22 protein-coding genes and 2 CRISPR repeat arrays (1 of these 24 cut by a window edge) are annotated in these 22,753 nt (G+C 73.8%); of the genes, 7 read left to right on the top strand and 15 right to left on the bottom strand.

What is annotated here, in order from left to right; all coding sequences use genetic code 11:
* Positions 1–172: 172 nt before the first annotated feature.
* Entirely contained in the window at positions 173–907 is a 735-nt protein-coding gene (locus tag AC060K_RS16915) for a DUF5701 family protein (RefSeq protein ID WP_483766574.1), read from the top strand.
* A 147-nt stretch (positions 908–1,054) separates the two neighbouring features.
* Here the strand turns inward: AC060K_RS16915 and AC060K_RS16910 are convergent, their stop codons facing one another.
* Both AC060K_RS16910 and AC060K_RS16905 read right to left on the bottom strand, forming a co-directional pair.
* Positions 1,055–2,329, bottom strand: coding sequence for a class I SAM-dependent RNA methyltransferase (locus AC060K_RS16910; protein ID WP_483766573.1), 1,275 nt, complete (start codon positions 2,327–2,329; stop codon positions 1,055–1,057).
* 56 nt (positions 2,330–2,385) lie between these two features.
* Entirely contained in the window at positions 2,386–4,386 is a 2,001-nt protein-coding gene (locus AC060K_RS16905) for an APC family permease (protein WP_483766572.1), read from the bottom strand.
* 79 nt (positions 4,387–4,465) lie between these two features.
* Between AC060K_RS16905 and AC060K_RS16900 the strand changes: the two genes are divergently transcribed.
* Positions 4,466–5,119 (top strand): potassium channel family protein, encoded by a 654-nt coding sequence (locus AC060K_RS16900; RefSeq protein ID WP_483766594.1) that lies wholly within the window; start codon positions 4,466–4,468, stop codon positions 5,117–5,119.
* Entirely contained in the window at positions 5,119–5,793 is a 675-nt protein-coding gene (locus tag AC060K_RS16895) for a potassium channel family protein (RefSeq protein ID WP_483766571.1), read from the top strand. Before AC060K_RS16900 ends, AC060K_RS16895 begins: the two co-directional genes overlap by 1 nt.
* On the opposite strand, the gene AC060K_RS16890 is transcribed toward AC060K_RS16895, so the two are convergent.
* From AC060K_RS16890 to dut, 4 genes are all read right to left on the bottom strand, one after another.
* Positions 5,790–6,566, bottom strand: coding sequence for a DUF3159 domain-containing protein (locus tag AC060K_RS16890; protein WP_483766570.1), 777 nt, complete (start codon positions 6,564–6,566; stop codon positions 5,790–5,792). The genes AC060K_RS16895 and AC060K_RS16890 overlap by 4 nt on opposite strands.
* Before the next feature lie 108 nt (positions 6,567–6,674).
* Complete coding sequence (locus AC060K_RS16885) at positions 6,675–7,043, bottom strand: OB-fold nucleic acid binding domain-containing protein (protein WP_483766569.1); 369 nt, start codon at positions 7,041–7,043, stop codon at positions 6,675–6,677.
* Between the two features lie 23 nt (positions 7,044–7,066).
* Complete coding sequence (locus tag AC060K_RS16880) at positions 7,067–7,813, bottom strand: DUF3710 domain-containing protein (protein WP_483766568.1); 747 nt, start codon at positions 7,811–7,813, stop codon at positions 7,067–7,069.
* Positions 7,814–7,903: 90 nt separating this feature from the next.
* Positions 7,904–8,392, bottom strand: a complete 489-nt coding sequence (dut, locus tag AC060K_RS16875) for a dUTP diphosphatase (RefSeq protein WP_483766567.1) — start codon at positions 8,390–8,392, stop codon at positions 7,904–7,906.
* Between the two features lie 78 nt (positions 8,393–8,470).
* Between dut and AC060K_RS16870 the strand changes: the two genes are divergently transcribed.
* Positions 8,471–8,929 (top strand): DUF3093 domain-containing protein, encoded by a 459-nt coding sequence (locus tag AC060K_RS16870; protein ID WP_483766566.1) that lies wholly within the window; start codon positions 8,471–8,473, stop codon positions 8,927–8,929.
* A gap of 247 nt (positions 8,930–9,176) precedes the next feature.
* Here AC060K_RS16870 and AC060K_RS16865 read toward each other — a convergent pair whose 3' ends face one another.
* The 3 genes from AC060K_RS16865 to AC060K_RS16855 form a co-directional block, all read right to left on the bottom strand.
* Entirely contained in the window at positions 9,177–9,476 is a 300-nt protein-coding gene (locus AC060K_RS16865; protein ID WP_125777766.1) for a DUF4193 domain-containing protein, read from the bottom strand.
* A 348-nt stretch (positions 9,477–9,824) separates the two neighbouring features.
* A complete protein-coding gene (locus tag AC060K_RS16860; protein ID WP_483766565.1) occupies positions 9,825–10,694 on the bottom strand; it encodes an inositol monophosphatase family protein in 870 nt (289 codons plus the stop codon).
* The gene (locus AC060K_RS16855) at positions 10,691–11,341 is read right to left on the bottom strand and encodes a trimeric intracellular cation channel family protein (RefSeq protein WP_483766564.1); all 651 of its coding nucleotides are present in this window, start codon (positions 11,339–11,341) and stop codon (positions 10,691–10,693) included. The genes AC060K_RS16860 and AC060K_RS16855 overlap by 4 nt, the downstream gene beginning before the upstream one ends.
* Before the next feature lie 165 nt (positions 11,342–11,506).
* Here AC060K_RS16855 and sepH point away from each other — a divergent pair, with 165 nt between their 5' ends.
* Complete coding sequence (sepH, locus tag AC060K_RS16850) at positions 11,507–12,844, top strand: septation protein SepH (protein ID WP_483766563.1); 1,338 nt, start codon at positions 11,507–11,509, stop codon at positions 12,842–12,844.
* A gap of 25 nt (positions 12,845–12,869) precedes the next feature.
* Here sepH and AC060K_RS16845 read toward each other — a convergent pair whose 3' ends face one another.
* The gene (locus AC060K_RS16845; protein WP_483766562.1) at positions 12,870–13,535 is read right to left on the bottom strand and encodes a DUF4097 family beta strand repeat-containing protein; all 666 of its coding nucleotides are present in this window, start codon (positions 13,533–13,535) and stop codon (positions 12,870–12,872) included.
* Positions 13,536–13,759: 224 nt separating this feature from the next.
* On the opposite strand from AC060K_RS16845, the gene AC060K_RS16840 reads away from it, so the two are divergent.
* On the top strand, positions 13,760–14,518 hold the full coding sequence (locus AC060K_RS16840; RefSeq protein WP_483766561.1) for a helix-turn-helix domain-containing protein: 759 nt from the start codon (positions 13,760–13,762) through the stop codon (positions 14,516–14,518).
* Here AC060K_RS16840 and AC060K_RS16835 read toward each other — a convergent pair.
* From AC060K_RS16835 to AC060K_RS16815, 5 genes are all read right to left on the bottom strand, one after another.
* Entirely contained in the window at positions 14,515–15,159 is a 645-nt protein-coding gene (locus tag AC060K_RS16835) for a thymidine kinase (RefSeq protein WP_483766560.1), read from the bottom strand. The two genes, AC060K_RS16840 and AC060K_RS16835, sit on opposite strands and share 4 nt — an antisense overlap.
* A 9-nt stretch (positions 15,160–15,168) precedes the next feature.
* The gene (locus tag AC060K_RS16830; protein WP_483766559.1) at positions 15,169–16,338 is read right to left on the bottom strand and encodes an alkaline phosphatase family protein; all 1,170 of its coding nucleotides are present in this window, start codon (positions 16,336–16,338) and stop codon (positions 15,169–15,171) included.
* The gene (locus tag AC060K_RS16825; protein WP_483766558.1) at positions 16,335–16,916 is read right to left on the bottom strand and encodes a DUF5998 family protein; all 582 of its coding nucleotides are present in this window, start codon (positions 16,914–16,916) and stop codon (positions 16,335–16,337) included. Before AC060K_RS16825 ends, AC060K_RS16830 begins: the two co-directional genes overlap by 4 nt.
* Positions 16,917–17,001: 85 nt before the next feature.
* Positions 17,002–17,979 carry a hypothetical protein gene (locus tag AC060K_RS16820; RefSeq protein WP_483766557.1) on the bottom strand — a complete coding sequence of 326 codons (978 nt, stop codon included), beginning with the start codon at positions 17,977–17,979 and terminating at the stop codon, positions 17,002–17,004.
* A 130-nt stretch (positions 17,980–18,109) separates the two neighbouring features.
* Entirely contained in the window at positions 18,110–18,442 is a 333-nt protein-coding gene (locus tag AC060K_RS16815; RefSeq protein WP_483766556.1) for a ribbon-helix-helix domain-containing protein, read from the bottom strand.
* 447 nt (positions 18,443–18,889) lie between these two features.
* On the opposite strand from AC060K_RS16815, the gene AC060K_RS16810 reads away from it, so the two are divergent.
* Complete coding sequence (locus AC060K_RS16810) at positions 18,890–19,255, top strand: VOC family protein (protein WP_483766555.1); 366 nt, start codon at positions 18,890–18,892, stop codon at positions 19,253–19,255.
* A gap of 626 nt (positions 19,256–19,881) precedes the next feature.
* A CRISPR array of direct repeats spans positions 19,882–20,641; the repeat unit is 28 nt; unit sequence GGATCACCCCCGCGAGCGCGGGGACGGC.
* 95 nt (positions 20,642–20,736) lie between these two features.
* A CRISPR array of direct repeats spans positions 20,737–22,753; the repeat unit is 28 nt; unit sequence GGATCACCCCCGCGAGCGCGGGGACGGC (it continues 1,191 nt past the right edge of the window).

The raw sequence follows: 22,753 nt of genomic DNA, 5'->3' as shown, positions 1-22,753 counted from the left end.
GGGCGGGCGTGGCGCAACGGGGCGCTCCGTCCGCCGTCACGGGGGCTTGGGGGCTCCGCCCAGCGTAAGCCGGGCTGCTCCCGCCAGCATAGCGCACTTATCTTGACGTCAAGATACTTGCCCGACATCAACGGGGGGAACACCGGCGGCGTCCCCGCCGTTGGACTTTCCCGTGAAGACGACGACCGCTCCCGCCCAGCCCGCCCCGTCCACGACCGCCACCCTCCCCGTTCTCCCCTCCCTCGCCGAGCAGGCCGAGCGCCTCGTCGCGCTCGGCGTGACCCGCGCGGCGGGCCTGTCCGACGACGCCGTCCGCGCCCGGGCGGCCGCCCTCGCCGCCCGGGTCGCCGAGTCGTACCCGGCCTCGGCCGGCAACCCGGCCCCCTCGGCACTCCTGGTGGTGCACCCGCGGCTCGCGCCGCCGTCGGGCACCGCGGGGCTGCTGCGCCGCGACGACCGCAAGGGCGAGCCCAAGGCGGGCTTCGTCGTGGTGGACATGGCCGACCTGGACGACTTCGCGCCAGTGCCCGGGCTGGAGGTGCCCGACGAGGACCTCTACGCCGTCGTCGGCCTCGACCGCGGCGACGACCTGTCGAACTGGTCGCCGGAGGAGGCCCAGCCCGAGCTCGCGGCGCGCGGCCGCACGCCCCTCACCGTCGCCGAGGGCATCTGGTGGGCCGTGCAGACGCCCGCCGTGCTCGACCGCAACGTCTGCTACATGACGATCGGCTCGCGGCTGCGGCGCGCCGACGGCCGCTTCGACGCCCGCACCCCCGCCGTCTGGATCTCGAACGGCACCGGCCGCGACGGCCGCGAGCGCCGCGACGCCCCCAAGGTGGGCTGGTGCTGGTGGGGCAACCGGCACACCTGGCTGGGATTCGCGTCGGGCGCGGCCCGGGTGGGCTGAGCCGGCTCGGGCCTGGCGCGAGGTCCGCCTCGAGAACGTCATCAGGTATCGGAACTCTCGCTGTGGCGATACCTGATGGCGTTCTCGAGGCGGACCGCGGCACCACCGGCCGCGGACAGACCGGCCGGCGCCGTCGGGCCGGCGCCGTCAGCGCGTCAGCAGCGCGACCGCCTCGACGTGGTGCGTGTGGGGGAACAGGTCGAACGCCCGCAGGCCCGTGAGGGTGTAGCCGTGCCCGGCCAGGTAGGCGACGTCGCGCGCCAGGGCCGCCGGGTCGCACGCCACGTAGACCACCCGCGACGGGTTGCGCTCCGCGATGGCGTCGACCACGGCGCGGCCGGCGCCGGCGCGCGGCGGGTCCAGCACGACGACGTCGGCCACCAGGGGGACCGCGTCCGCGAGAGCCGCCTCGACGGCGCCCTCGTGGAGCTCGACCCACGGCAGGTCGTGGGCGTTGCGGCGCGCGTCCTTGACCGCGCGGGCGTCGCCCTCGACGGCGAGGACCCGGCCGTGCTCCCCCACCGCGGTGGCGAGCGGGACCGTGAAGAGCCCGGCGCCGGAGTAGAGGTCGAGCACCGTCGCCTCGGTGAGGTCACCCGCGGCCTCGAGGACCGCCTCGGTCAGCACGGCCGGCGCACCCCGGTGCACCTGCCAGAACCCGTCGGCCGCGACGCGGAAGCGGTGCTCGCCCACGGTCTCGGTGACGGCGCGGCGCGCGTTGGGACGCGTGTCGGTGTGCCCCTTGTGCCAGGGCTGGCCGTCGACGAGCACGAGCGGCTCGCCGCCCACCGGCGCCACGAGCTCGACCCGGGTGCCGGGGTCCCACGACCGGTCGAGCACGCCCTCCTCGGTGGCGAGCGCGGCGACCTCGTCCGTCGCGAGCGGCATGCCCTTGGGCAGCGGCTTGACGGGCACCACGTCGTGCGAGCGGTGCTTGCGCATGCCGAGGCGCCCGTCGGGGCCGGCCACGAGGTCGATGCGGGTGCGGTAGCCCAGGCCGCCGCGCTCGTCGTCGCCCGGGACGGCCTCGACGGTGACGTCCCGCTCGATCTTGGCGAGGCGGAGCAGCTGCTCGGCCAGGACGTCGGCCTTCCAGCGGCGCTGGGCGGGCAGCGCGACGTGCGACAGCTCGCCGCCGCCCACACCGCCCGGGCCGGCAGCAGGCCACGCGGGCTCGACGCGGTCGGGCGAGGCGGTGCGCACCTCGACGGCGTCGGCCCGCCAGTAGCTGGCGCCGCCCTCGGTGACGACCGCCCGCACGCGCTCGCCCGGAAGGGTGTGCCGCACGAAGATCACCCGGCCCTCGTGGCGGGCGACGCAGTGCCCGCCATGGGCGACGGGACCGACCTCGAGCTCGACCTCCAGACCCACGACGGGGTCGACGGGACGATGACGGGTGGTCGTGCGGGGGGTACGGGGCATGGGTCAAGTCTCCCATCCCCTGCGACCTCGCCGCCGTCAGGCGGGTCACACCGGCGTCAGAAGCGGCGGCCCTGCAGAAAGGTGTCGCCCTCGAGGCCGGTCTGCCCCTCCGTGGACGAGAGCTGCCACGGCACGGACGCCACGACCACGCCGGGGGTGAACAGCAGGCGGCCCTTGAGGCGCAGCGCGCTCTGGTTGTGCAGCAGCTGCTCCCACCAGTGCCCCACCACGTACTCGGGGATGTAGACGATGACGAGGTCCCGCGGCGACTCGCGGCGGACCGAGCGCACGTACTTGAGGATGGGGCGCGTGATCTCGCGGAACGGTGAGTCGAGGACCCGCAGCGGGACCGGCAGGTCGAGCGCCTCCCACTCGGCCATGAGCTCATCGACGTCCTCCTTGTCGACACCCACGGTGACGGCCTCCAGCACGGAGGGCCGCGCGGCCCGCGCGTAGGACACGGCGCGCAGCGTGGGCTTGTGCACCTTCGAGACCAGCACGATCGCGTGCACCCGGCTGGGCAGGGCCCGGGCGGCCGACACGTCGTCGCCCAGCGCCAGCTCGTCACGGACCCGGTCGTAGTGCTTGCGGATGCCGCGCATCAGGACGAACAGCACGCCCATGGCCAGGATCGTGATCCAGGCGCCGTGCGTGAACTTGGTGACCAGGACGATGACCAGGACCGTGCCGGTCATGGCGAAGCCCACGCCGTTGACCAGGCGGGAGCGCTGCATCCTCGCCCGGGCGACCGGGTCGGGCTCCGTCCGGAGCAGCCGCGACCAGTGCCGCAGCATGCCGAGCTGCGACAGCGTGAACGACACGAACACGCCCACGATGTACAGCTGGATCAGGCGGGTCACCTCGGCGTCGAACGCCACGATGAGCACGATCGCCGCGACAGCGAGGGTGACGATGCCGTTCGAGAACGCGAGGCGGTCGCCGCGGGTGTGGAGCTGGCGGGGCAGGTAGCCGTCGCGCGCGAGGATCGAGCCCAGCACCGGGAACCCGTTGAACGCGGTGTTCGCGGCGAGCACCAGGATGAGGCCGGTCACGGCGGACACGGCGTAGAACGCCGGCGGGAAGCCCTGGAACACCGCCTCGGCGAGCTGGCCGATCACCGGGTGCTGGTTGTAGTCCTCCGGGAGGGGCTGCCCGTTCAGCGTGAGCTGCTCGTGCGGGTCCTCCGCGAAGTGCACGCGGGTGGCCTGGGCCAGGAACAGGATGGCCATGATCATCGTCGACGAGATGAGGCCCAGGAGCAGGAGCGTCGTGGCGGCGTTGCGAGACTTCGGCTTGCGGAACGCGGGCACGCCGTTGCTGATGGCCTCCACGCCGGTGAGGGCCGCGCAGCCGGAGGCGAACGCGCGGGCCAGCAGGAACGCACCGGCGATGCCGGTGAGCCCCTGGTCGAAGGACGTGTCGGTCACGAGCTCCAGCTCGGCGCTCTCGGCGAGGGGCAGGTTCCCGGCGAAGTAGCGGAACGTGCCGGTCAGCGCGAGGGCACCGATGAGGAACATGAACAGGTACGTCGGGATCGCGAAGAACGACCCCGACTCCTTGACGCCACGCAGGTTGATCATCGTGAGGATCACGACGGCGACCACGCCCGCCGTCGCCTCGTGGCCGCGCAGCGCAGGGATGGCCGACGACGCGTACTGCGCCGCCGAGGAGATCGACACCGCCACCGTGAGCACGTAGTCGACGAGGAGCGCGGACGCCACGCCCACGCCTGCGCTGGGGCCCAGGTTGGTGGTGGCGACCTCGTAGTCGCCGCCGCCCGACGGGTAGGCCTGGACGTTCTGCCGGTAGGAGGTCACCACGACGAGCAGCACCACGACCACGACCAGGCCCACCCATGGTGAGAGCGTGGTGGCCGCCAGACCGGCGACGGCCAGGGTCAGGAGGATCTCGTCCGGCGCGTAGGCGACCGAGGACAACGCGTCCGACGCGAACACCGGCAGCGCGATGCGCTTGGGCAGGAGCGTGTGCCCCAGGTTCTCGCTCCGTACGGGGCGACCGAGCAGCAATCGTTTGGCTGCATCTGCGATGTCCGACACGTCGGCCCATGCTATGCCTGCTCGTGGCCGACGGCGCACCGGCGGAAGGGGTAGCGTTCCGACAGTGCACTTCGTGATCATGGGCTGCGGCCGCGTGGGCTCCACGCTCGCTCAGACGATCGAGGCCCGCGGGCACTCCGTCGCGGTGGTCGACCAGAACCCCGACGCGTTCCGCCGGCTCCCCGCCGACTTCGAGGGCAAGAAGGTCACCGGCGTCGGCTTCGACCGTGACACGCTGGTCCAGGCGGGCATCGAGGACACGTACGCGTTCGCCGCGGTGAGCGACGGCGACAACTCGAACATCCTGGCGGCCCGCGTGGTCCGCGAGACGTTCGGCGTGGAGAACGTGGTGGCGCGCATCTACGACCCGCACCGCGCGGAGATCTACCAGCGCCTCGGCATCCCCACCGTCGCGACGGTCCGCTGGACCGCCGACCAGGTGCTCCGCCGCATGCTCCCGCTCGGGGCCACCGACGAGTTCCGCGACCCGTCCGGGCAGGTGCGCCTGGTGCAGGTGGACTACCACGCGGGGTGGGTGGGCCGCAGCGTGCGGCGCATCGAGGAGGTCACCGGCTGCCGGGTCGCCTACCTGTCGCGCTTCGCCGAAGGTGTGCTCGCCCGCCCCGACACCGTGCTCCAGGAGAACGACGTGCTGCACGTCCTGGTCCAGGCGGCGGACGCCGACGCCGTCGAGCGCGCCCTCACCCACACGCCGAACCTCAAGGAGGACTGATGCGCGTCGTCATCGTCGGCGCCGGGTCGGTGGGGCGCTCGATCGCCCGCGAGCTCATCGGCCACGACCACGACGTCCTGCTCGTCGACAAGAGCCCGGCCGCCATGCGGGTGGCCCAGGTGCCCGAGGCCGACTGGATCCTCGCGGACGCCTGCGAGCTCTCCTCCCTGGAGAGCGCCGAGCTGGACCGCTGCGACGTGGTGGTCGCGGCCACGGGCGACGACAAGGTCAACCTCGTGGTCTCGCTGCTCGCCAAGACGGAGTTCGGCGTGCCGCGCACGGTCGCCCGGGTGAACAACCCGAAGAACGAGTGGATGTTCGACCAGTCCTGGGGCGTCGACGTGGCAGTCTCCACCCCGCGGATCATGACGGCCATGGTCGAGGAGGCCGTGGCCGTCGGCGACCTGGTGCGGATCTTCACGTTCCACCAGTCGGGCGCCGACATCCTCGAGCTGACGCTCCCCGCCGGGTCGCCGCTGGCGGGCACCCGCGTGGGTCAGGTGGCCTGGCCCGCCGACACGGTGCTCGCCGCCATCGTCCGCGACGGCCGCCCCATCGCCCCGAGCGGCGACGACACCCTCGAGGCGGGCGACGAGCTGCTCCTCGTCACCGGCCGCGACGTGGACGAGCAGGCGCTGCAGCGCCTGCTCACGCCGGAGGCCGCGACCTCCTAGGTGCGCGGCGTGCGCACCACCACCCACGTGAGGAAGAGCACCAGCGCCCACAGCGGCACGCCCAGGACCAGGTGGAACGTGCCGAGCCAGGCCACGTCGCCCGCGAAGTACAGCGGCACCTTGACGGCGAGGCGCAGCGCGAACATCCCCACCCACAGCCAGGTCGCGATCGAGTAGCGGCGCACCTTCGCCGGGTCGTCGCGCCAGGCGGTGAGGCCGGCGAACGGGATGGGCTCGGGCTCGTCGTCGGCGGCGTCCGCCACGTCGCCGCCCGACGCCGGACGGGTCGCGCCGGGCGCGTCGCTCGGCTCGGTCTTCAGCGCGTCGGGGCTCCACCCCGTGCGGAGAGCCTCGACGACGAAGCCGACCGCGGGCCACCGGATCAGGATGGTCACGAGGAGCACCACGAGGTACCCGGCGTTGAGGAGCAGGCCGCCGGCGTAGTAGTTCTCCGCCTCGCCCGTCCACAGAGCCCAGACCACGCCGATCGCCACGCCGAGCAGGCCGCCGACCGCCTGCGTGACCGGCGTGCGCTGGACGAGCCGGACGACCGTCGCGACGACGGCCACGGCGGCCGACGCCACGATGGAGATCATCAGGTCGCGCGTGGTCACGTACGCGACGACGAAGACGAGGCCCGGGGCCACCGACTCGGCGAGGCCGCGCACACCACCCACGGCGTCGGCCAGGGAGAAGGAGTCGCCCGTGACGGCGCGAACGCCCGTGCGGGTGGTCTCGCTGCCGGCGGACTCGGGACCTGGCGTGTCAGTCATGCGGCCCATTCTGCCCGACGCGCGCACCCACCTTCCGCTGTGGGTACACGTATGGTCGCCTCCCCGGCTGGGGAGGCGACCATACGTGTACCCACAGGCCCGGGCGGGCTACTCGCCCTGGCGCGGGCGCAGCTCGTAGCGCGGGTTGAACATGGTGCGGCGGCCGTCGACGTCGCAGACCATGCCCTCGACGCGGATGCGGCGGCCGGGGTCGATCCCGGCGATGGTGCGGCGGCCGAGCCACACGAGGTCCAGGGAGCCCGAGCCGTCGTAGAGCTCGGCCTCGACCGTGGGCACGCCCTCGCGCGGGCGCAGCACCACCGAGCGGAGCACGCCGGCGGCCTTGCCGCGCCGGCGCTCCGTCAGGTTGGAGACGGCGGAGCACCCTCGGTTGGTGGCAGCGTCGGTACGCTCCTCCTCCGCGCGGACCTCCTCGTTGGAGGCCAGCACGTTCTTCACGACGGCTCTCAGCGACATGACTGCCCCGTTCCTCCGCTGCGTCAGCGGATCTCGGTGATCTCCGGGCCGCGCTTGAGGGGGTCGAACGCCGGAGCCTGCGGTGCGGCACCCTCGGGGACCGGCGGGGCCTCCTGCGCGCCGGCCTCGCCGCGCTGGCCGGGCGCCTTCGGCAGCGTCAGCGTCAGCAGGTCCCGCGGCGGGCGAGGGCTCTGGTCGCGCACGACGACGATGTTGGCGAACACCGACTCGAGCGGCCGGGCCGCCTCCGGGTCGAGCGCCGCCTTGCCGGAGAGCACGCCGCGCAGGAACCAGCGCGGCCCGTCCACGCCCACGAAGCGGGCCGGCCGGACGGCCGGCTTGCCCTCGGGGTCCGTCGCGGGCAGGCGCACCAGCAGCTCACGGCCGAACACACCCGGGACGTCGTCGACGGTACCGCCCTGCTGCGCCACGGACGTGGCCAGCTCGGCACGGATCTCGTCCCAGATGCCCTCGGTCTTGGGCGCGGCGAACGCCTGGACCTGGAGGGTGGACCCGGCCAGCGCGGCTGTCACGCCCGTGACCTTCTGCGTCTTCTTGTCGATCTCCATGCGCAGCTCGAGGCCGGGCAGGACGGGCAGCCAGATGGCGCCCAGGTCCACGCGGGGGCCGGTCTGGTCCACCTGCGACCGGTCGAACGGCCCGTGCTGGGGACGCTCCTGCTCGGACGCCACCGGGTCCCAGGCCGGCTGGTCCTGGGCAGCCTCGTCCTGGGCAGGCTCGTTCGCTGCACTCCGGCGGAACAGACCCACAGTGGGACTCCTTCTCTCGTCACGTCGATCGTCGCGCCGCACGTCCCGTGCGGCGACTGCTCCCGGCGGCGCGTGCCGCCGGTTTCAACACTAGTCCGCGCTCGGCGCCACGCCGGACGTGGCCCAGCCTCCGCTGGACCCGAAGCCGCCGTCGCCGCGGTGCGACCCGGGGAGCGTCTCGGCCCGGAGGAACCTCGCCCGCTCGACCTTCTGGATCACGAGCTGCGCGACGCGGTCGCCGCGCGCGAGCCGCACGGGCTCGTCCCGGTCGGTGTTGAGGAGTGTCACCTTGATCTCGCCGCGGTAGCCCGCGTCGACCGTGCCCGGCGCGTTCACGATGGTGAGCCCGTGCCGGGCGGCGAGGCCCGACCGCGGGTGCACGAACGCGGCGTAGCCGTCGGGGAGCGCGATGGCGACGCCCGTGGGGACGGTCACCCGGCCCTGTGGCGGGATCTCGACGTCCACGGTGGTCACCAGGTCCGCACCCGCGTCGCCCGGGTGGGCGTAGGCGGGGACGGGGACGCCGTCGTCGAGGAGGCGGAGGAGCACGTCAACCGTGCTGCCGTCGTCGTGAGGCACGCGGGAACTGTACGCCAACCAGGCCCGGCAGGCGCCGCGGGCGTCCGTGGACGCGCCGCAGGCTGGGATGATGTCCCCATGAGCGGCACCTCCCCGACCACCTCCGACTTCCGCGAGCGGCTCCTGCCCGGTCCGGGCGGCTGGCTCGGGACGGTCGGCCTCGGCGCGATCGCCGCGATCGCCCTCTGGCCCGTGGACCACCTCCTCGGCGCGATCGCCGGGATCGTCCTCTGCGTCGCGTGCGTGGTCGCCCTGGCACTCACCTCACCGGTGGTCGAGGTGGCCGACGGCGAGCTGCGGGCCGGTCCCGCCCGGGTGCCGGTGCGGCTGCTCGGCGACCCGGTACCGCTCGACGTCGAGGCGATGCGCCACGAGCTCGGCCCAGGGCTCGACGGGCGCGCGTACGTCTGCCTGCGTGCCTGGGCCCGCACGGGCGTCCGGGTGGCCCTGGACGACCCGTCCGACCCGGCCCCCTACTGGCTGGTCTCCACCCGCCGGCCGGACCGCCTGGTCGCCGCGATCGACGGCGCGCGGTAGGTCACCACCCGGCCCTGGTCACCGGCGCGCCGCGGCCCGGCGCGGCCCGGCCCGGCGCGGCGCGGCCCGGTCACCCGAGCCTGGGAACGACAAAGGCTGCCACGTTCCCGTGACAGCCTGGTCGTCGAGGATCCGGTCTCAGGCAGCGCCTACCGGCCTCAGGCGGTACCTACTGCCGCCCGAGCCCTGCGCTCACCTCCGGGCGGGTGCCTCGTTCCTCGGCCCCACCCTGCGGTTCGCTCCGGCCTCAGGCGGCGCACTCGGTGCAGATCTGCTGCCCGTTGCGCTCGTACGCGAGCTGGCTCCGGTGGTGCACCAGGAAGCAGCTCGAGCAGGTGAACTCGTCCGCCTGCCGCGGGAGCACGCGGACGGAGAGCTCCTCGCCCGAGAGGTCGGCGCCGGGCAGCTCGAAGCCTTCCGCCGCCTCCGTCTCGTCCTCGTCCACAACACCAGAGGACTTGTCCGAGCGGCGAGCCTGCAGCTCTTGGATCGAGTCCTGCTCGACGTCCTCGTCGGTCTTGCGGGGGGCGTCGTAGTCAGTTGCCATGTGGTGGTTCTCCAATGGTTCGGTCGTCGCGTCGGAACGTCGGCATGTCCCAGGGACTGACGCCGCCCCGGGCCGGAGCACCACACCCTTGACAACAGCCGTTCGGCTGTGCAGCGGTATGGGGGTACGCGCTGATAATGCGCGGGGCCCCGGTTTTGTTCCCAGGTCGGCCCACGGATTGTGCACCAAATCCGGCAGGCGTGCGACATGTGAGCGTGTTACCCACGTCACGCCGCGCTGACCTGCAACGATGCATTAGGGAATGACGGATTGACGCGTTCTCGCCGAGGCGGCCTCAGACGATCGCGTCACAAAAAAATCGACCGGGTGATCCTGCTCACCCAGGCGTCACACGACCCCTTCGGAAGGGTCGCCGTCACCGTCGGCCCCGGCTTCCTCGAGGAGCGCCACGAGCTCTGCGACGAGTCCCGGACCGCCCGCCACGGTCATCTCGATCCCCTCGGGCCGGCCCCGCAGTCCGGTGACCACCGCGCCCGCCTCGCTCGCCACGAGCGAGCCCGCGGCGACGTCCCACGGGTTCAGGCCGCGCTCGTAGTAGAGGTCGATGGCGCCCTCGGCCAGGAGGCAGAGGTCGATCGACGCGGCGCCCAGCCGCCGGATGTCGCGGACGTGCCCGATCACCTGCGTCAGGACGTGCGCCTGGTGCGACCGACGCCGGGCATCGTAGCCGAACCCCGTGCCGACCAGGGACGTCGCCAGCGACGCCGGCGCGCTGACGCGCACCGGCACACCGTCGCGCGTGGCACCCTCCCCCAGTCCCGCGGTCCAGGTGCGGCCGTCGGGTACCGAGTGCACGCAGCCGGCGAGCTGCGTCCACTCCCCCGGCCGCGGAGGCCCGGCCACCACCGCGACGGAGACGGCGTACGGCGCCACCCCGTAGAGGTAGTTGACGGTGCCGTCGATCGGGTCCAGCACCCAGGTGAGCCCGCTCGTGCCGGGCACGTCGTCGCCCTCCTCACCCAGGATCGCGTCGTCGGGCCGCTCTGCGGCGATCATCGACCGGAGCAGGTCCTCCACGGCCCGGTCCATCGCCGTGACGGGATCCACGTCGCTCGACTTCGTGTCGGCCACGACCACACGCTCGGGCCGGTGCTCGCGCACGTGGGCGCCCGCGGTGGTGGCCAGGCGCTCGGCGAGCGTGCGCAGGGAGGCGACGGAGACGTCGTCGGGCAAGGGCGGGAGAGCGGTCACGCTCACATCCTGCCCGACCCGAACCTCCCCCACCTGCCCGTCCACCCCTGCGAGGCCTGCGGCGCCACCCAGCCGCGCCAGAGCGACAGCAGGCGGAAGCCGAGCACCACGACCACCACGAGCGACTGCGTGAGGACGGTCAGCGCGTCGTAGTGCCACAGCGTGGCGGTGAGGCCCGCGCCCACCACGGCGGGGATGGCGTAGAGCTGGCGGTCGGCGAAGACGAGCGGGATCTCGCCCACGAGCATGTCGCGCAGGACTCCCCCGCCGATGCCGGTGAGCACGCCCACGACGACCGACGCGAGCAGGCCGGCCCCGAGCTCGAGGCCCTTGGTGGTGCCCTGCAGCACGAAGAAGGCGAGCGCACCGGCGTCGAGCGCCACGACCGCCGGGCGCATGCGGGCCAGGCCCGGGTGGAAGAAGAAGATGACGATCCCCGCCACGAGGGCCGTGCCGACGAGCCGCGGGTCGGAGATGCCGACCGGCGGCGTGTCGCCGATCAGCACGTCGCGCAGGATGCCGCCGCCGAGCCCTGCCGCCCACGCCAGGACCACGACCCCGAACACGTCGAAGCTCTTGCGCACGGCCGCCAGCCCTCCGGAGAGGGCCGCGAAGAACACGCCGATGATCTCGAGGACAGAGTCGATCGCCACGCGGCAATCATCGGCCCTCGGACGGCCGCGTGCGGGCAGGAACCCGGGAAGTACGACAAAATGCGCGGGAGGGAGCCTGACAACGCGGCACACCGACGCGCCTGCGTCGCCATCGTGCGCCAGGGTGGCAGTCTCGGGCGTGATCCCTTTCGCAAGGAGGACGGCATGGACGAGCTGGAGCTCGTGAGGTTGCACGAGGACGGTGAGCGCCTCGTCCTCACCGCACCCGACGGCACCCAGAGCACCCTGCCGATCACCGACGCCCTGCGCGCGGCCGTGCGCGGCGACCGCCCCCGGCTGGAGAGCATCCGGGCCCAGGAGGAGTCGACGTTGCGCCCGAGAGAGATCCAGGCCCGGCTGCGCGCCGGCGCCACCTGCGAGGAGCTGGCGGAGGCCTCAGGCCTCCCCGTGGAGCACGTCCGGCGCTTCGAGTATCCCGTCATGGCCGAGCGCGAGCACGCGATCCGCCGGGTCCGCGGGCGGCCCGTCGCCGGGGAGGACGGCGACAGCCGGTCGTCCACGACGCTCGGCGAGCTCGTCGACGCGCGCCTCGCCTCGCGAGGAGTGCGCCCCGAGGAGGCCGTCTGGACGGCGCGGCGCGACGGCATGGCGCCCTGGGTGGTCGAGGTCTCGTTCGAGACGGCGGGCAAGGCCCGGGTGGGTCGGTGGACGTTCGACCCGCGCGGCATGGTCGTGACCACCCTGGACGACGAGGCGCGCTGGCTCGCGCTGCCCGACGACGCCGGTCAGCACCTGTCGAGCGTCTCCGCCCTGCCCGCAGGCCGCTCCCGGGGGCGCCCGGCCGCGCCGGAGTCCGACGACACCGACCTGCTCCTCGACGACCTGTCCGAGCGCCGGGGGCAGCGCCCCTCGCGGCGGCCGGGCGTGCCCGCACCCTCCGACGGGCCGGACGAGCTCGAGCTCGGCGACCTGACGCTCGCCGAGCTGGCCCCCCGTCGTGGCGGCGCCTCCGGCACGCCGGGTGGCGTGCCGTCCGGTCCTGCAGGTGACGGGCCGGGTGCGGACGAGGGGTCCGGCGCACCGGCGCCCGCGGCCAGCGTCGTGGACCTCGGCTCCCGTCGCGGCGCGGGCCGGTCGCCGATGCCCGGCGTGGGCCCCCGGCAGGACAACGGCCGGGCCGACGGCGGCGCGGCGCTCGGCCGGGCGGGCCACCCCTCGGCCACCGGTCACTCGGCGCCTCCGGCCGACGACGCTCCTGGCTCCGGCCGCGATCGTGGCGCCGGACCGTCCGAGGAGACGGACGAACCAGCCGCCCCGGCCACGCCCGAGCTCGACTGGGAGGGTCCGAGCCGCTGGGAGATCCCGGAGCCCGAGCCGGTCCGCGCGGCGGCGGCACCCGCGCGCGCCCCGGCGTCGTCGGGCGAGGAGCCTCCTGCCAAGAGCGGGACCAAGACGAGCCCGGCACGGCGCCCGGCCCGCAAGGGGCGTGCGCAGGTGCCGAGCTGGGACGAGATCGTGTTCGGAGCGCGCCCCGAGGTGTGACCTCGGGGCGCGCTCCGGCCTGCCGTCAGAGGCTGCGGGCCGTGATGTCGCCCATGCTGGTGGTGGCGTGGATCGTGACGTCGACGTCGCCACCGGTGTTCTGCAGCGAGTTGCTGATCCGGCCCGAGGTGGTGCCCGCATCCAGCGAGGCGGACACGCCGGGGGCGGTGCCCACCGACACGTCCCCCGCCTGCGTGCGGAGCACGAGGGCGCCGCGCACGGCCTCCTCGATCCGGATGTCGCCCTTCATCGTGGTGATCTCGGCGGGGCCCGTGAGGCGGCCGATCACGACGTCGCCGGCCGACGTGACGACGCGGACGGCAGCGGCCTCGTCGAGCTTGATCTCGCCCTGGGCACCCTCGAAGGACACGTCTCCGAGCCGTCCCACGCCTCGGAGCTCGGCACCGGCGGCCGTGGCTTCGACGCGGGAACCCGCGGGCAGCTGGACCGTCACCTCGACCGCGCCCGAGGCCCCGAGCAGCTGGTTCTTCACGGTGGTGGCGATCCGCAGGACGCCGTCCTGGTACTCGACGGTGGTCGCCTCGGCCGCCTGCGCGTCACGGCTCTTCGAGGGGTCTGCGGGTCGGACGTCCACGACGGTGTCGGTCCGGTCGGCGGCGATCACCTGCACGCGTCCGGCGGGGAGGTCGAGGACGGCGGAGATGGGGGCGGTGGTGGCGAAGGTCTGCATGGTCCTGCTCCTGTTCTCGTTGTTTCTGATACGGGAAACGCTACGTTGCGTTCGCCGATCTGGCAACGGACTTTCTGCGCATCTTGTGTTTTTGCGCAGGTCAGAGCGGAGATTTCGTTGCAACGAAGGTGAAGTCAACGCAACGGGCGCGGCGCCCAACGTTGCAATGACCTGATGCTGAACGCTATGCTCGGGCCCTCGACCACCACCGAGGGAGACGCACGATGCCCGGAGGCAGGCTCACCCAGCAGGAACGGCGGCAGATCGCAGCGGGTCTGGCCGACGGCCTCACCTACGCGGAGATCGGCAGGCGCCTCGACCGTCCTACGTCGACCATCACCCGGGAGGTGATGCGCAACGGCGGGCCCACCGCCTACCGGCCCGACCAGGCGCACCGCGCCACGGAGCAGCGCGCCCACCGGAGCCGGCAGGCCGCGCCTCGGGAGCAGCGCCCGCCGGAACCGGCCGGGCGTGACGCGGGGGCCGTCCTCGCCTACGAGGAGGCCTTCACGACCGCCCTCATGCAGTCAGGCCTGCCCCGGATGACGGCGCGGGTCCTCACGTGCCTCTACACCACCGACGCGGGCAGCCTCACCGCGGCGGAGCTCGTCCAGCGCCTCCAGGTGAGCCCGGCGTCGATCTCCAAGGCCGTCGCCACCCTCGAGGGCCTGGGGCTGGTCGCCCGCGACCGCGACGAGAGGCGGCGCGAGCGCTACCGGGCCGACGACGCCGTCTGGTACCAGTCGATGCTCGCGAGCGCCCGGTCCAACCTCGATTTCGCCGAGACCGCGCGCCAGGGCGTCCGGGTCCTCGGGCCCGGGACGCCCGCCGCCGTGCGGCTGGAGAACATCGCCCGGTTCATGGACTTCGTCGGCGAGAGCATCGCCCGCGCCGCGGAGCAGGCCCGGGAGATCCTGTCGTCAGGGGCCGGGCCCGGGACCGGCGCCGCGGGGGCCGACGACCCGCCGGGCGGCGCCGCCTAACCCCACAGCGCCTGGTCGGAGCTCGCGCGGCGGCGGGCCGTGTCGGCCGTCATGCGGCGCATGTGGTGGCGGCGGCAGAGCACCTCGTACGCGACCTCGCCCCGGGCGCCGTCGGCGACGTCGCCGATGACGACCTGCTCGCCCTCCACCACCATGATGCCGCCCACGGTGCGGGCGTTGTGCGTGGCGCGGGCCCCGCACCAGCACAGGGACTGCACCTGCAGCACCTCGATGCGGTCGGCGAGCTCGATGAGCCGGGCCGATCCCGGGAACAGGCGGGTGCGGAAGTCGGTGGTGATGCCGAACGCGAAGACGTCGACCTCCATCTCGTCGACGAGGCGGGCGAGCTGCTCCACCTGGCCGGGCGAGTAGAACTGCGCCTCGTCGCAGACCACGTGGTCCACCGCCCGGCCGTCGCTGTGCTCGGCGGCCACGTCGGCCCAGAAGTCGGTGTCGTCGGTGACCTCGCGGGCGTGGGCCTCCAGGCCGAGCCGCGACGAGATGCGCGCCGCCCCGGCCCGGTCGCCGCGGGTGTAGATCAGCCCCGCCCGGCCGCGGGCGCCGTAGTTGTGGTCCATCTGCAGGGCGAGCGTGGACTTGCCGGAGTCCATGGTCCCGGAGAAGAAGACGAGCTCGGCCACGGTTCCTCCTCAGGCCACGGTGGTCAGGAGCGGCACGATCATCTCGTGCGGGGTGAGGGAGCCGTGCACGCCGGGCAGCGACTGCGCCTCGGCGGAGTGGACCCGGGAGTCGACCACGGTGGCGCGGCCGGTCATCGCAACGACGACGTCGCCGATCCCGGGGAGCACGTGCTCCGCCACGGGCCCGAACCAGCCCGCGGCCACGGCGTCTGCCCGCCGCTGGACGACGGCGTGCTCGCCCAGGCGGTCCGCCCAGCGTGCGGCGACGTCGGCGGGGTCGGCGTCGGGCGCGGTGTAGACGTGCATCGCCCGAGGCTCGCCGCCGATCATCGCCACGCCCGCGGAGAGAACGGGGTCGGTGGCGGCGTCCCACTGGAGGGCGGGGTCGGACATGATCTGGCCGTGGTCGGCCGTCACCAGGATCAGGGTGCCGCGCGGCACGGAACGCGACAGGCGCCGCAGCTCGCGGTCGGTCGCCTCCAGGGCGTCGCCCCACTGCCAGGACTGCCAGCCGTGCTTGTGGCCGGTCTTGTCGACGTCGCCCTGGTACAGGTAGACGAGGCCGGGGGCGGCGCGCAGCACACGAGCGGTCGCGTCGACCCTCGCCTCGAACGTCTCCGCCGTCTCGTAACGCGGTCCGCGCAGGGCGGCGAGCGTCATGCCCGAGCCGGCGAACTTGGCCGGGCCGGGGCTCGTCACCGGCACGCCGCGCGCAGCGAGGGTCTCGAAGACCGTGGGCTCACGCTGCACGTCCGCCGGGTCGCCGAGCTCACGCCACTGGACCATCGCCGCGAGCCGGCCGTTCTCCGGGTTGCGCTGCGTGTACCCGAGCATGTTCGTGAGGCCCGGTGCGGTCCCCGTGCCCAGGGTGGCCAGGCCCGCGGCGGTGGTGCTCGGGAAGCTCGACGTCAGCGACTGCCCACCCGCTAGCAGGCCACGGAGAAAGGGCGCGTGCCCGCCACGCTCGGCCAGGTTGTGCAGGCCGAGGCCGTCCACGAGCACCACGACGACGCGGTCGGCGTCGGGCAGCCCCAGGGCTTCGCGGGCGGTCAACGACCCGAGGCCGGTGGCGGTGGTCAGGTCGTGGCCGAGCGCCCCCGCCGCCGCGGGCAGCACCGCCGCGAGGCTCGACACGTCATAGGTGGGGGCGACCAGCCCGTCCGGGAGCGGCTGCGTCATGCAGCGGTGGCCCGCGACAGCGCACGCGCGAAGGCGACCGCAGCCCGCACGGCGTCGGTGCCCTCGGCAGCGCTGGAGACGCGCACCACCACGTCGTCCGGCGTGAGCTGGCCGGTCAGGCCGTGGTCGGCGTCGCACGCCGGGTCGGCGCACGACGCGGGCTCCAGGTCGATGCGCGACACCGCGCCCCACCCGATCGCCAGCGTGACCTCGCGCGTGCCCTCGCCGCGCGGGTGCTTCTCAGGCTCCGACACCACGTGGGTCAGCGCGACCGAGCGGATCTCCCGCAACGGCACCGCCTCCGTCGTGGCGGCGGCCTGCGTGACCTTGACCTGCTCACCGTCCGACGGCTGGTCGTCCACGTGGGCCGTCACCAGCCGCGTCGGCGTGAGGACCATGACCGTCAGGTGGCGGCGCACCTCGGAGTCGAACGTGGTCTCGGCCTGCACCAGGTGCGCCACGACCTCCTCGTCGGCGAGCGCGACGTCGAGGACGTCCGCGACCAGCTCCGGGTAGTAGCCGGCCCGGTGCAGGCGCGCGGTCAGGTCATGGCGGGCGTCGGAAACAGCGTGTGGCACGGCGCCATTGTCCCACGGGGAGACCTCCGAGGTCTCGCCCCTGGTCCGGCGGTTCTGCGCCCGGGTCGGGGCGCCGCGGCCGGGGCTAACCCCAGACGGGCTCGCCCTTCGTCGGCGTCCGGTAGTGGTACGTCTCCACCGTCCAGCCCTCCGGCCTGCTCTGGGGCTCGAACCATGCCGCGCCCGACTCGATCCAGGCCTTGCGATACCGGCGCGCGGTCCGCCAGGTGATGTCGTCCACGCCGCTCTCGCCACCGCAGCACGGGCAGATGCTGTAGAGCGGGTCACCCGCTTCGTCGTAGAAGTCGTCGCGATCCCACCAGCCACAGACCCTGCACACCTCCCGCGAGAGGTCGAGGTAGAGGGTGTCACCCAGGAGTGCCTGCCCCGCCAGCCCCCACTCCAGGGTGCGCCTGCGGCCCTCAGGGTCCGCGGCCCACGCGCCACGGAACCGCGCCGCGATCTCCCCGGTGAGGCGCTGCTGCTGGTCGGACTCGTCGAGGCTCAGGTACGCCGAGCACATCAGCGCCTCGACGGTGACCCCGTCGACGACTGCGTCGTCCGACACGGTCGCCGGCCACCTGGGATCACCGGAAGGGACCGACGTCGGCGTCACGGATTCGAGCGCCGACCCGAGCTCCTCGATCAGCTGACCTGCCCTGGCCACCTCCGCGGCCACCTGCTCCGCGGGCACGGTGGGCGCGAAGTCGGCGAACTCCCTTGTCAGCTCCTCGCCGTCGTCCTGGTAGCGGCACTGGAGGTCCTCGAGGGTCCCCAACGGCTGATGGTGCAGCACGCGAGCGATCTCCGGCCGGCCGAGCCCGAGCGCGCGGTGGAGCGCCGTCTCCCACGGGGTCGCGGCCCCCCGTGCCTCATCCATCCCCAGGTGCTCGGCCCGGCCAAGGGCCGTGATGTCCTCGACGAGCGCTGCCACGGAGGCAGGATGGTCGGGATCGTCCCACCCGATCGCGAGCAGGCCGGACCAGGCAGCCCGGCGCAGGTTGCCCGTGAGGCAGAGGATCGCGGTATGCCTCGGGGTCAGTCCGTCGGAAGGGGTGAGCACCGGCTCAGGCTAGACCGGATGTGACGTTTGCAGCCCGGCGCCCCAGAGCCCCGCCGCGACCAGGTAGCCGTTCCCCCGTCTGGCGCCGAGACGGGGAGCGGCTACCTGGTCACGGGCCTCTGACTGGGTGTCAGCCGGCTTCCGGCAGGTAGCGCTCGAGGGCCTCACGGATGAGGTCGCTGCGCCTGACACCCCGTGCACGCTCGGCCGCCTCAAGGCGTGCCTCAAGTTCCGCAGTGATGGAGACGTTCACCCGCGGCGAGCGCGTGCCCCGCGGACCGGGAGAGAGCCGCGGCCTGCCCACCGCACGGTCCACCTCGTCGACGTCGACACCAGCAGCCTCAAGGAGCGCCCGACCGTCCGCCGCAGCCTGATCACCGTGCGCAGATCGCCCCGGCCGGAAGTCACCAGCCTCCGCCCAGCTCGTCAGTGCGGCATCCACCTCAGGGTCGCGCTTGCTCATACTTGCTCCTCCGGGTTGTAGCCCACCGTCAGACGCGTCGACTCTCGCAACGGCATGACGTGGAAGACGTGAACGTCAGAGGGCGGCGTCACCGTCACCAGTACTTCGAGCGTACCGAACCGCGATGGGCCGATATAGAGCCGGGGCACCTGTTCATATCCGGGTCGAGGCTCCTCGAACTGGTCGTACCAAGCGTGAGCGTGGAGAATCGCATAGAGGGCCTCCTCTCGCGGAATCCCGTGCTTCTTGGCACTCTCGGCCCATGTCAACGCCACCGGACGAGGCTCTCACCCCTGCCTAGTTTTGTCCACACAAAGAGTGTAGCGGCAGGTTGTCCTACCTCCAAAGTCCATCCCCTTCCCCGAGGCGGCCGCGCAGCAGGCCAGGTCGGCCAGCCTTCGTCGCCGCGCCGCAGCTGGCTCTCGAGGCGCCGCTATCGTGGCGTCCATGACGTCGGTACGAACGATCCAGGTCACCTTCGACTGCGCCGACCCCGAGCGCGTCGCCCGCTTCTGGAGCGAGGTGCTGGGCTACGTGCAGGACGAGGACTCGGCGTCCGACCCCACCGGGGTGGGCCCGCGGCTGTACTTCCAGCGCGTCCCCGAGGGCAAGGTCGTCAAGAACCGGGTGCACCTCGACGTGCGGGTCGGCACCGGGCTCGTGGGCGAGGAGCGCGTCGCCGCCCTCGAGGCCGAGTGCGCCCGGCTCGTCGCGCTCGGCGCGACCCGGGTTCGGCTCCTCCCCGCCGACGAGGAGAACGAGTCGTGCCTGGTGATGCAGGACGTCGAGGGGAACGAGTTCTGCCTCGACTGAGCTGCGGGTGGGGCGGTGTGCCAGGTCGAGCGGGTTCTTGCTGGTCAGAGCCGTGAGCGGGTTGTCGCGGCTCCCGTATCCAGACGTCGCTGGACGTACCTCAGCGTAGCAAAGCGCGGCATAAGCGGGGCAGGAGTCACCCATGGCAGCTGGAGCCCAGGTGCCTTGACGCGTTTTGGGCGCTGGCCTGTGCGAAAGCCCGCGCGGCCTGGTCGGCGACGCTGTCGCGCCGACGCGAGTCGCGGACACGTTTGTGGTACGACATATCAGGGGTTAGCCACCGTCATCGAGCCCCCATGGGTCGGTGGCACGATCCGCGGGATCCCACGCCCTCGCGAGCCGGGGGACGGCTGAGGTACTGCCCAGGACCGTCCGGGACCAGGCGGATCACCCCGGCGAGCGCGGGGAGGCGTCACGGGCACGAGCGCTCGCCACGACGTCGTCGGGATCACCCCCGCGAGCGCGGGGACGGCCCGCTGTCGCCCTCGCTGTACTGGTGGATCGTGGGATCACCCCCGGGAGCCGGGACGGCGCCGACCGTGCTGAGGCCGTCCTGCTGGGCGTGGGATCATCCCCGCGAGCGCGGGGACGGCCGCGTCGTCCCGCTCGTGGACGATGACCTGATCGGATCACCCCTGCGAGCGCGGGGATGGCTCCGCTTCGCCGTTGATGACGGCGTCGATCCCGGGACCACCCCCGCAAGCGCGGGGACGGCGCCACGTACTCGTACTCGTGGTCCGGCACGCCCGGATCACCCCCGCGAGCGCGGGGACGGCGACGACTGGCGCACCGTGTCGTGGACGGTGGACGGATCACCCCCACGAGCGCGGGGACGGCCGGATGCGCGTGTCCCGGTCCGCGATGCGGTGGGGATCACCCCCGCGAGCGCGGGGACGGCGCGAGGTGGGCGGCGACGTCGGGCCGGGCGGCGGGATCACCCTCGCGAGCGCGGGGACGGCCTCGGGCCTGGCTGCAGGAGCGCGGCATCGTCGGGACCACCCCCGCGAGCGCGGGGACGGCGCGCTCGCCTGCCACAGCGCCGTCACCTGGTCGGGATCACCCCCGCGAGCGCGGGGACGGCGCTATCTCGCCGCCGTCACCGACGAGGGGCACGGGATCACCCCCGCGAGCGCGGGGACGGCGCGTCGAGCTCGGCGCGGGGCGCGCGGTTGGCGGGATCACCCCCGCGAGCGCGGGGACGGCAGCTTGGAGACGGGGCGGGTCGCGGTGAGCGTGGGATCACCACCGCGAGCGCGGGGACGGCCTCGACGCCCTCCGCTCGACCGGCGCCGCCGTCGGATCACCCCCGCGAGCGCGGGGACGGCCAGTCCGCCGCGACCGCCGCAGCGCTCTCGCCGGGATCACCCCCGCGAGCGCGGGGACGGCCCGAAGATGCGCGCGCTCTTGCGGGTCACGGCGGGATCACCCCCGCGAGCGCGCGGGGACGGCCGGTAGGAGTCGGTCAGGATCGGCAGCCACCCGGGATCACCCCCGCGAGCGCGGGGACGGCGAGACCGAGCGCATGGCACGTCTGAACCAGATGGGATCACCCCCGCGAGCGCGGGGACGGCCTGCCGAGGCCGTCCGCGAGGTCCAGGCGGCCGGGATCACCCCCGCGAGCGCGGGGACGGCGCACACACCCATCAGGGCACGCTCGAGCTGCTGGGATCACCCCCGCGAGCGCGGGGACGGCGACCACATCCACGAGGCCGTACACCGGGTTGCCGGGATCACCCCCGCGAGCGCGGGGACGGCTACGTCTTCGTGACGTTCGGGGCGCTCCACCTGGGATCACCCCCGCGAGCGCGGGGACGGCGCTGTCCCTGCTGTCCGACTCGGGCTCACGCCTGGATCACCCCCGCGAGCGCGGGGACGGCCGTCCGGGGTATCGCCCGGGAGGCGGACCTCGGCGGATCACCCCCGCGAGCGCGGGGACGGCCAGACGGGGATGGTGGCGACGCCGGCGACGGTGGGATCACCCCCGCGAGCGCGGGGACGGCAGAGCGTGGTGACCGCGATTTGACCGGGTCACCGGATCACCCCCGCGAGCGCGGGGACGGCTGGCGATCGCCACACCGGAGGTCTGACGTGCCGGGATCACCCCCGCGAGCGCGGGGACGGCTGCCTGCGCAGGCCGGTGCCGGTGTCGAGCGCGGGATCACCCCCGCGAGCGCGGGGACGGCCCGAAGATGCGCGCGCTCTTGCGGGTCACGGCGGGATCACCCCCGCGAGCGCGGGGACGGCGTGCGGATCGTCTCCAACGACGACGCCCACGACGGATCACCCCCGCGAGCGCGGGGACGGCGGGACCGTCCAGGTGGACGAGTCCTGGTCCCCGGGATCACCCCCGCGAGCGCGGGGACGGCCGCAGCAGCGTGGCCGTGGTGTGGCGGGCGGCGGGATCACCCCCGCGAGCGCGGGGACGGCGTGGATCTGGACCCATGCCCCGCTGACGCCCTTGGGATCACCCCCGCGAGCGCGGGGACGGCGGGCGGCCGTTGAGGGGGTTCGTGCGGATGTAGGGATCACCCCCGCGAGCGCGGGGACGGCACCGCCTGCCCCGAGGCGCTCTACGGCGTCGTCGGATCACCCCCGCGAGCGCGGGGACGGCCCGCCGCGGTGGGCGTGCGGCGCTGGGGTGCCGGGATCACCCCCGCGAGCGCGGGGACGGCGTGGCGGGCCAGCTCGGCCCGAACCTGCGCGGCGGATCACCCCCGCGAGCGCGGGGACGGCGCGTGGACCGCGCCGGTCACCTACGGCAACGCCGGATCACCCCCGCGAGCGCGGGGACGGCCTCGACGTCTCGTGGCAGCTCCAGGCCCTGCCGGGATCACCCCCGCGAGCGCGGGGACGGCCGGCGCACCGCGGCCATGCGCGACACGTCGTCGGGATCACCCCCGCGAGCGCGGGGACGGCTGCTCGAAGCCGGCGTCGTTCGGCAGGTCGTAGGGATCACCCCCGCGAGCGCGGGGACGGCCTGCCAGTCCTGCGGCGCCATCGGCGTCGTGACGGGATCACCCCCGCGAGCGCGGGGACGGCGCACGCACGTCCTGCGTCGTCGGGCCGCCGTCGGGATCACCCCCGCGAGCGCGGGGACGGCAACGAGACCCTCGGCGTGTGGGGCGGCAAGTCGGGATCACCCCCGCGAGCGCGGGGACGGCGTCCACACCATGAGGTCTCGCTGGGGCAAGCTCGGATCACCCCCGCGAGCGCGGGGACGGCGGAGGTCCCCTGATGCGCATCGACAGCGCGCAGGGATCACCCCCGCGAGCGCGGGGACGGCGACTTCGTCCCGCCGCTGAACACGGACGCGCTGGGATCACCCCCGCGAGCGCGGGGACGGCAGGTTCCTGCGGCGGTTCGAGACCGCGGCCGGCGGATCACCCCCGCGAGCGCGGGGACGGCCGTGCCTCCCGCCCGAGCTCGCGCCCGACGACGGGATCACCCCCGCGAGCGCGGGGACGGCGCGCGCAGCCCGAACGCGTTCAGGGGCCGGCT

This window comes from Antribacter sp. NEAU-D49 (genome assembly GCF_057158775.1).
The sequence above is the reverse complement of the archived record's forward strand: the minus strand, read 5'-3'. Positions and strand labels throughout refer to the sequence as shown.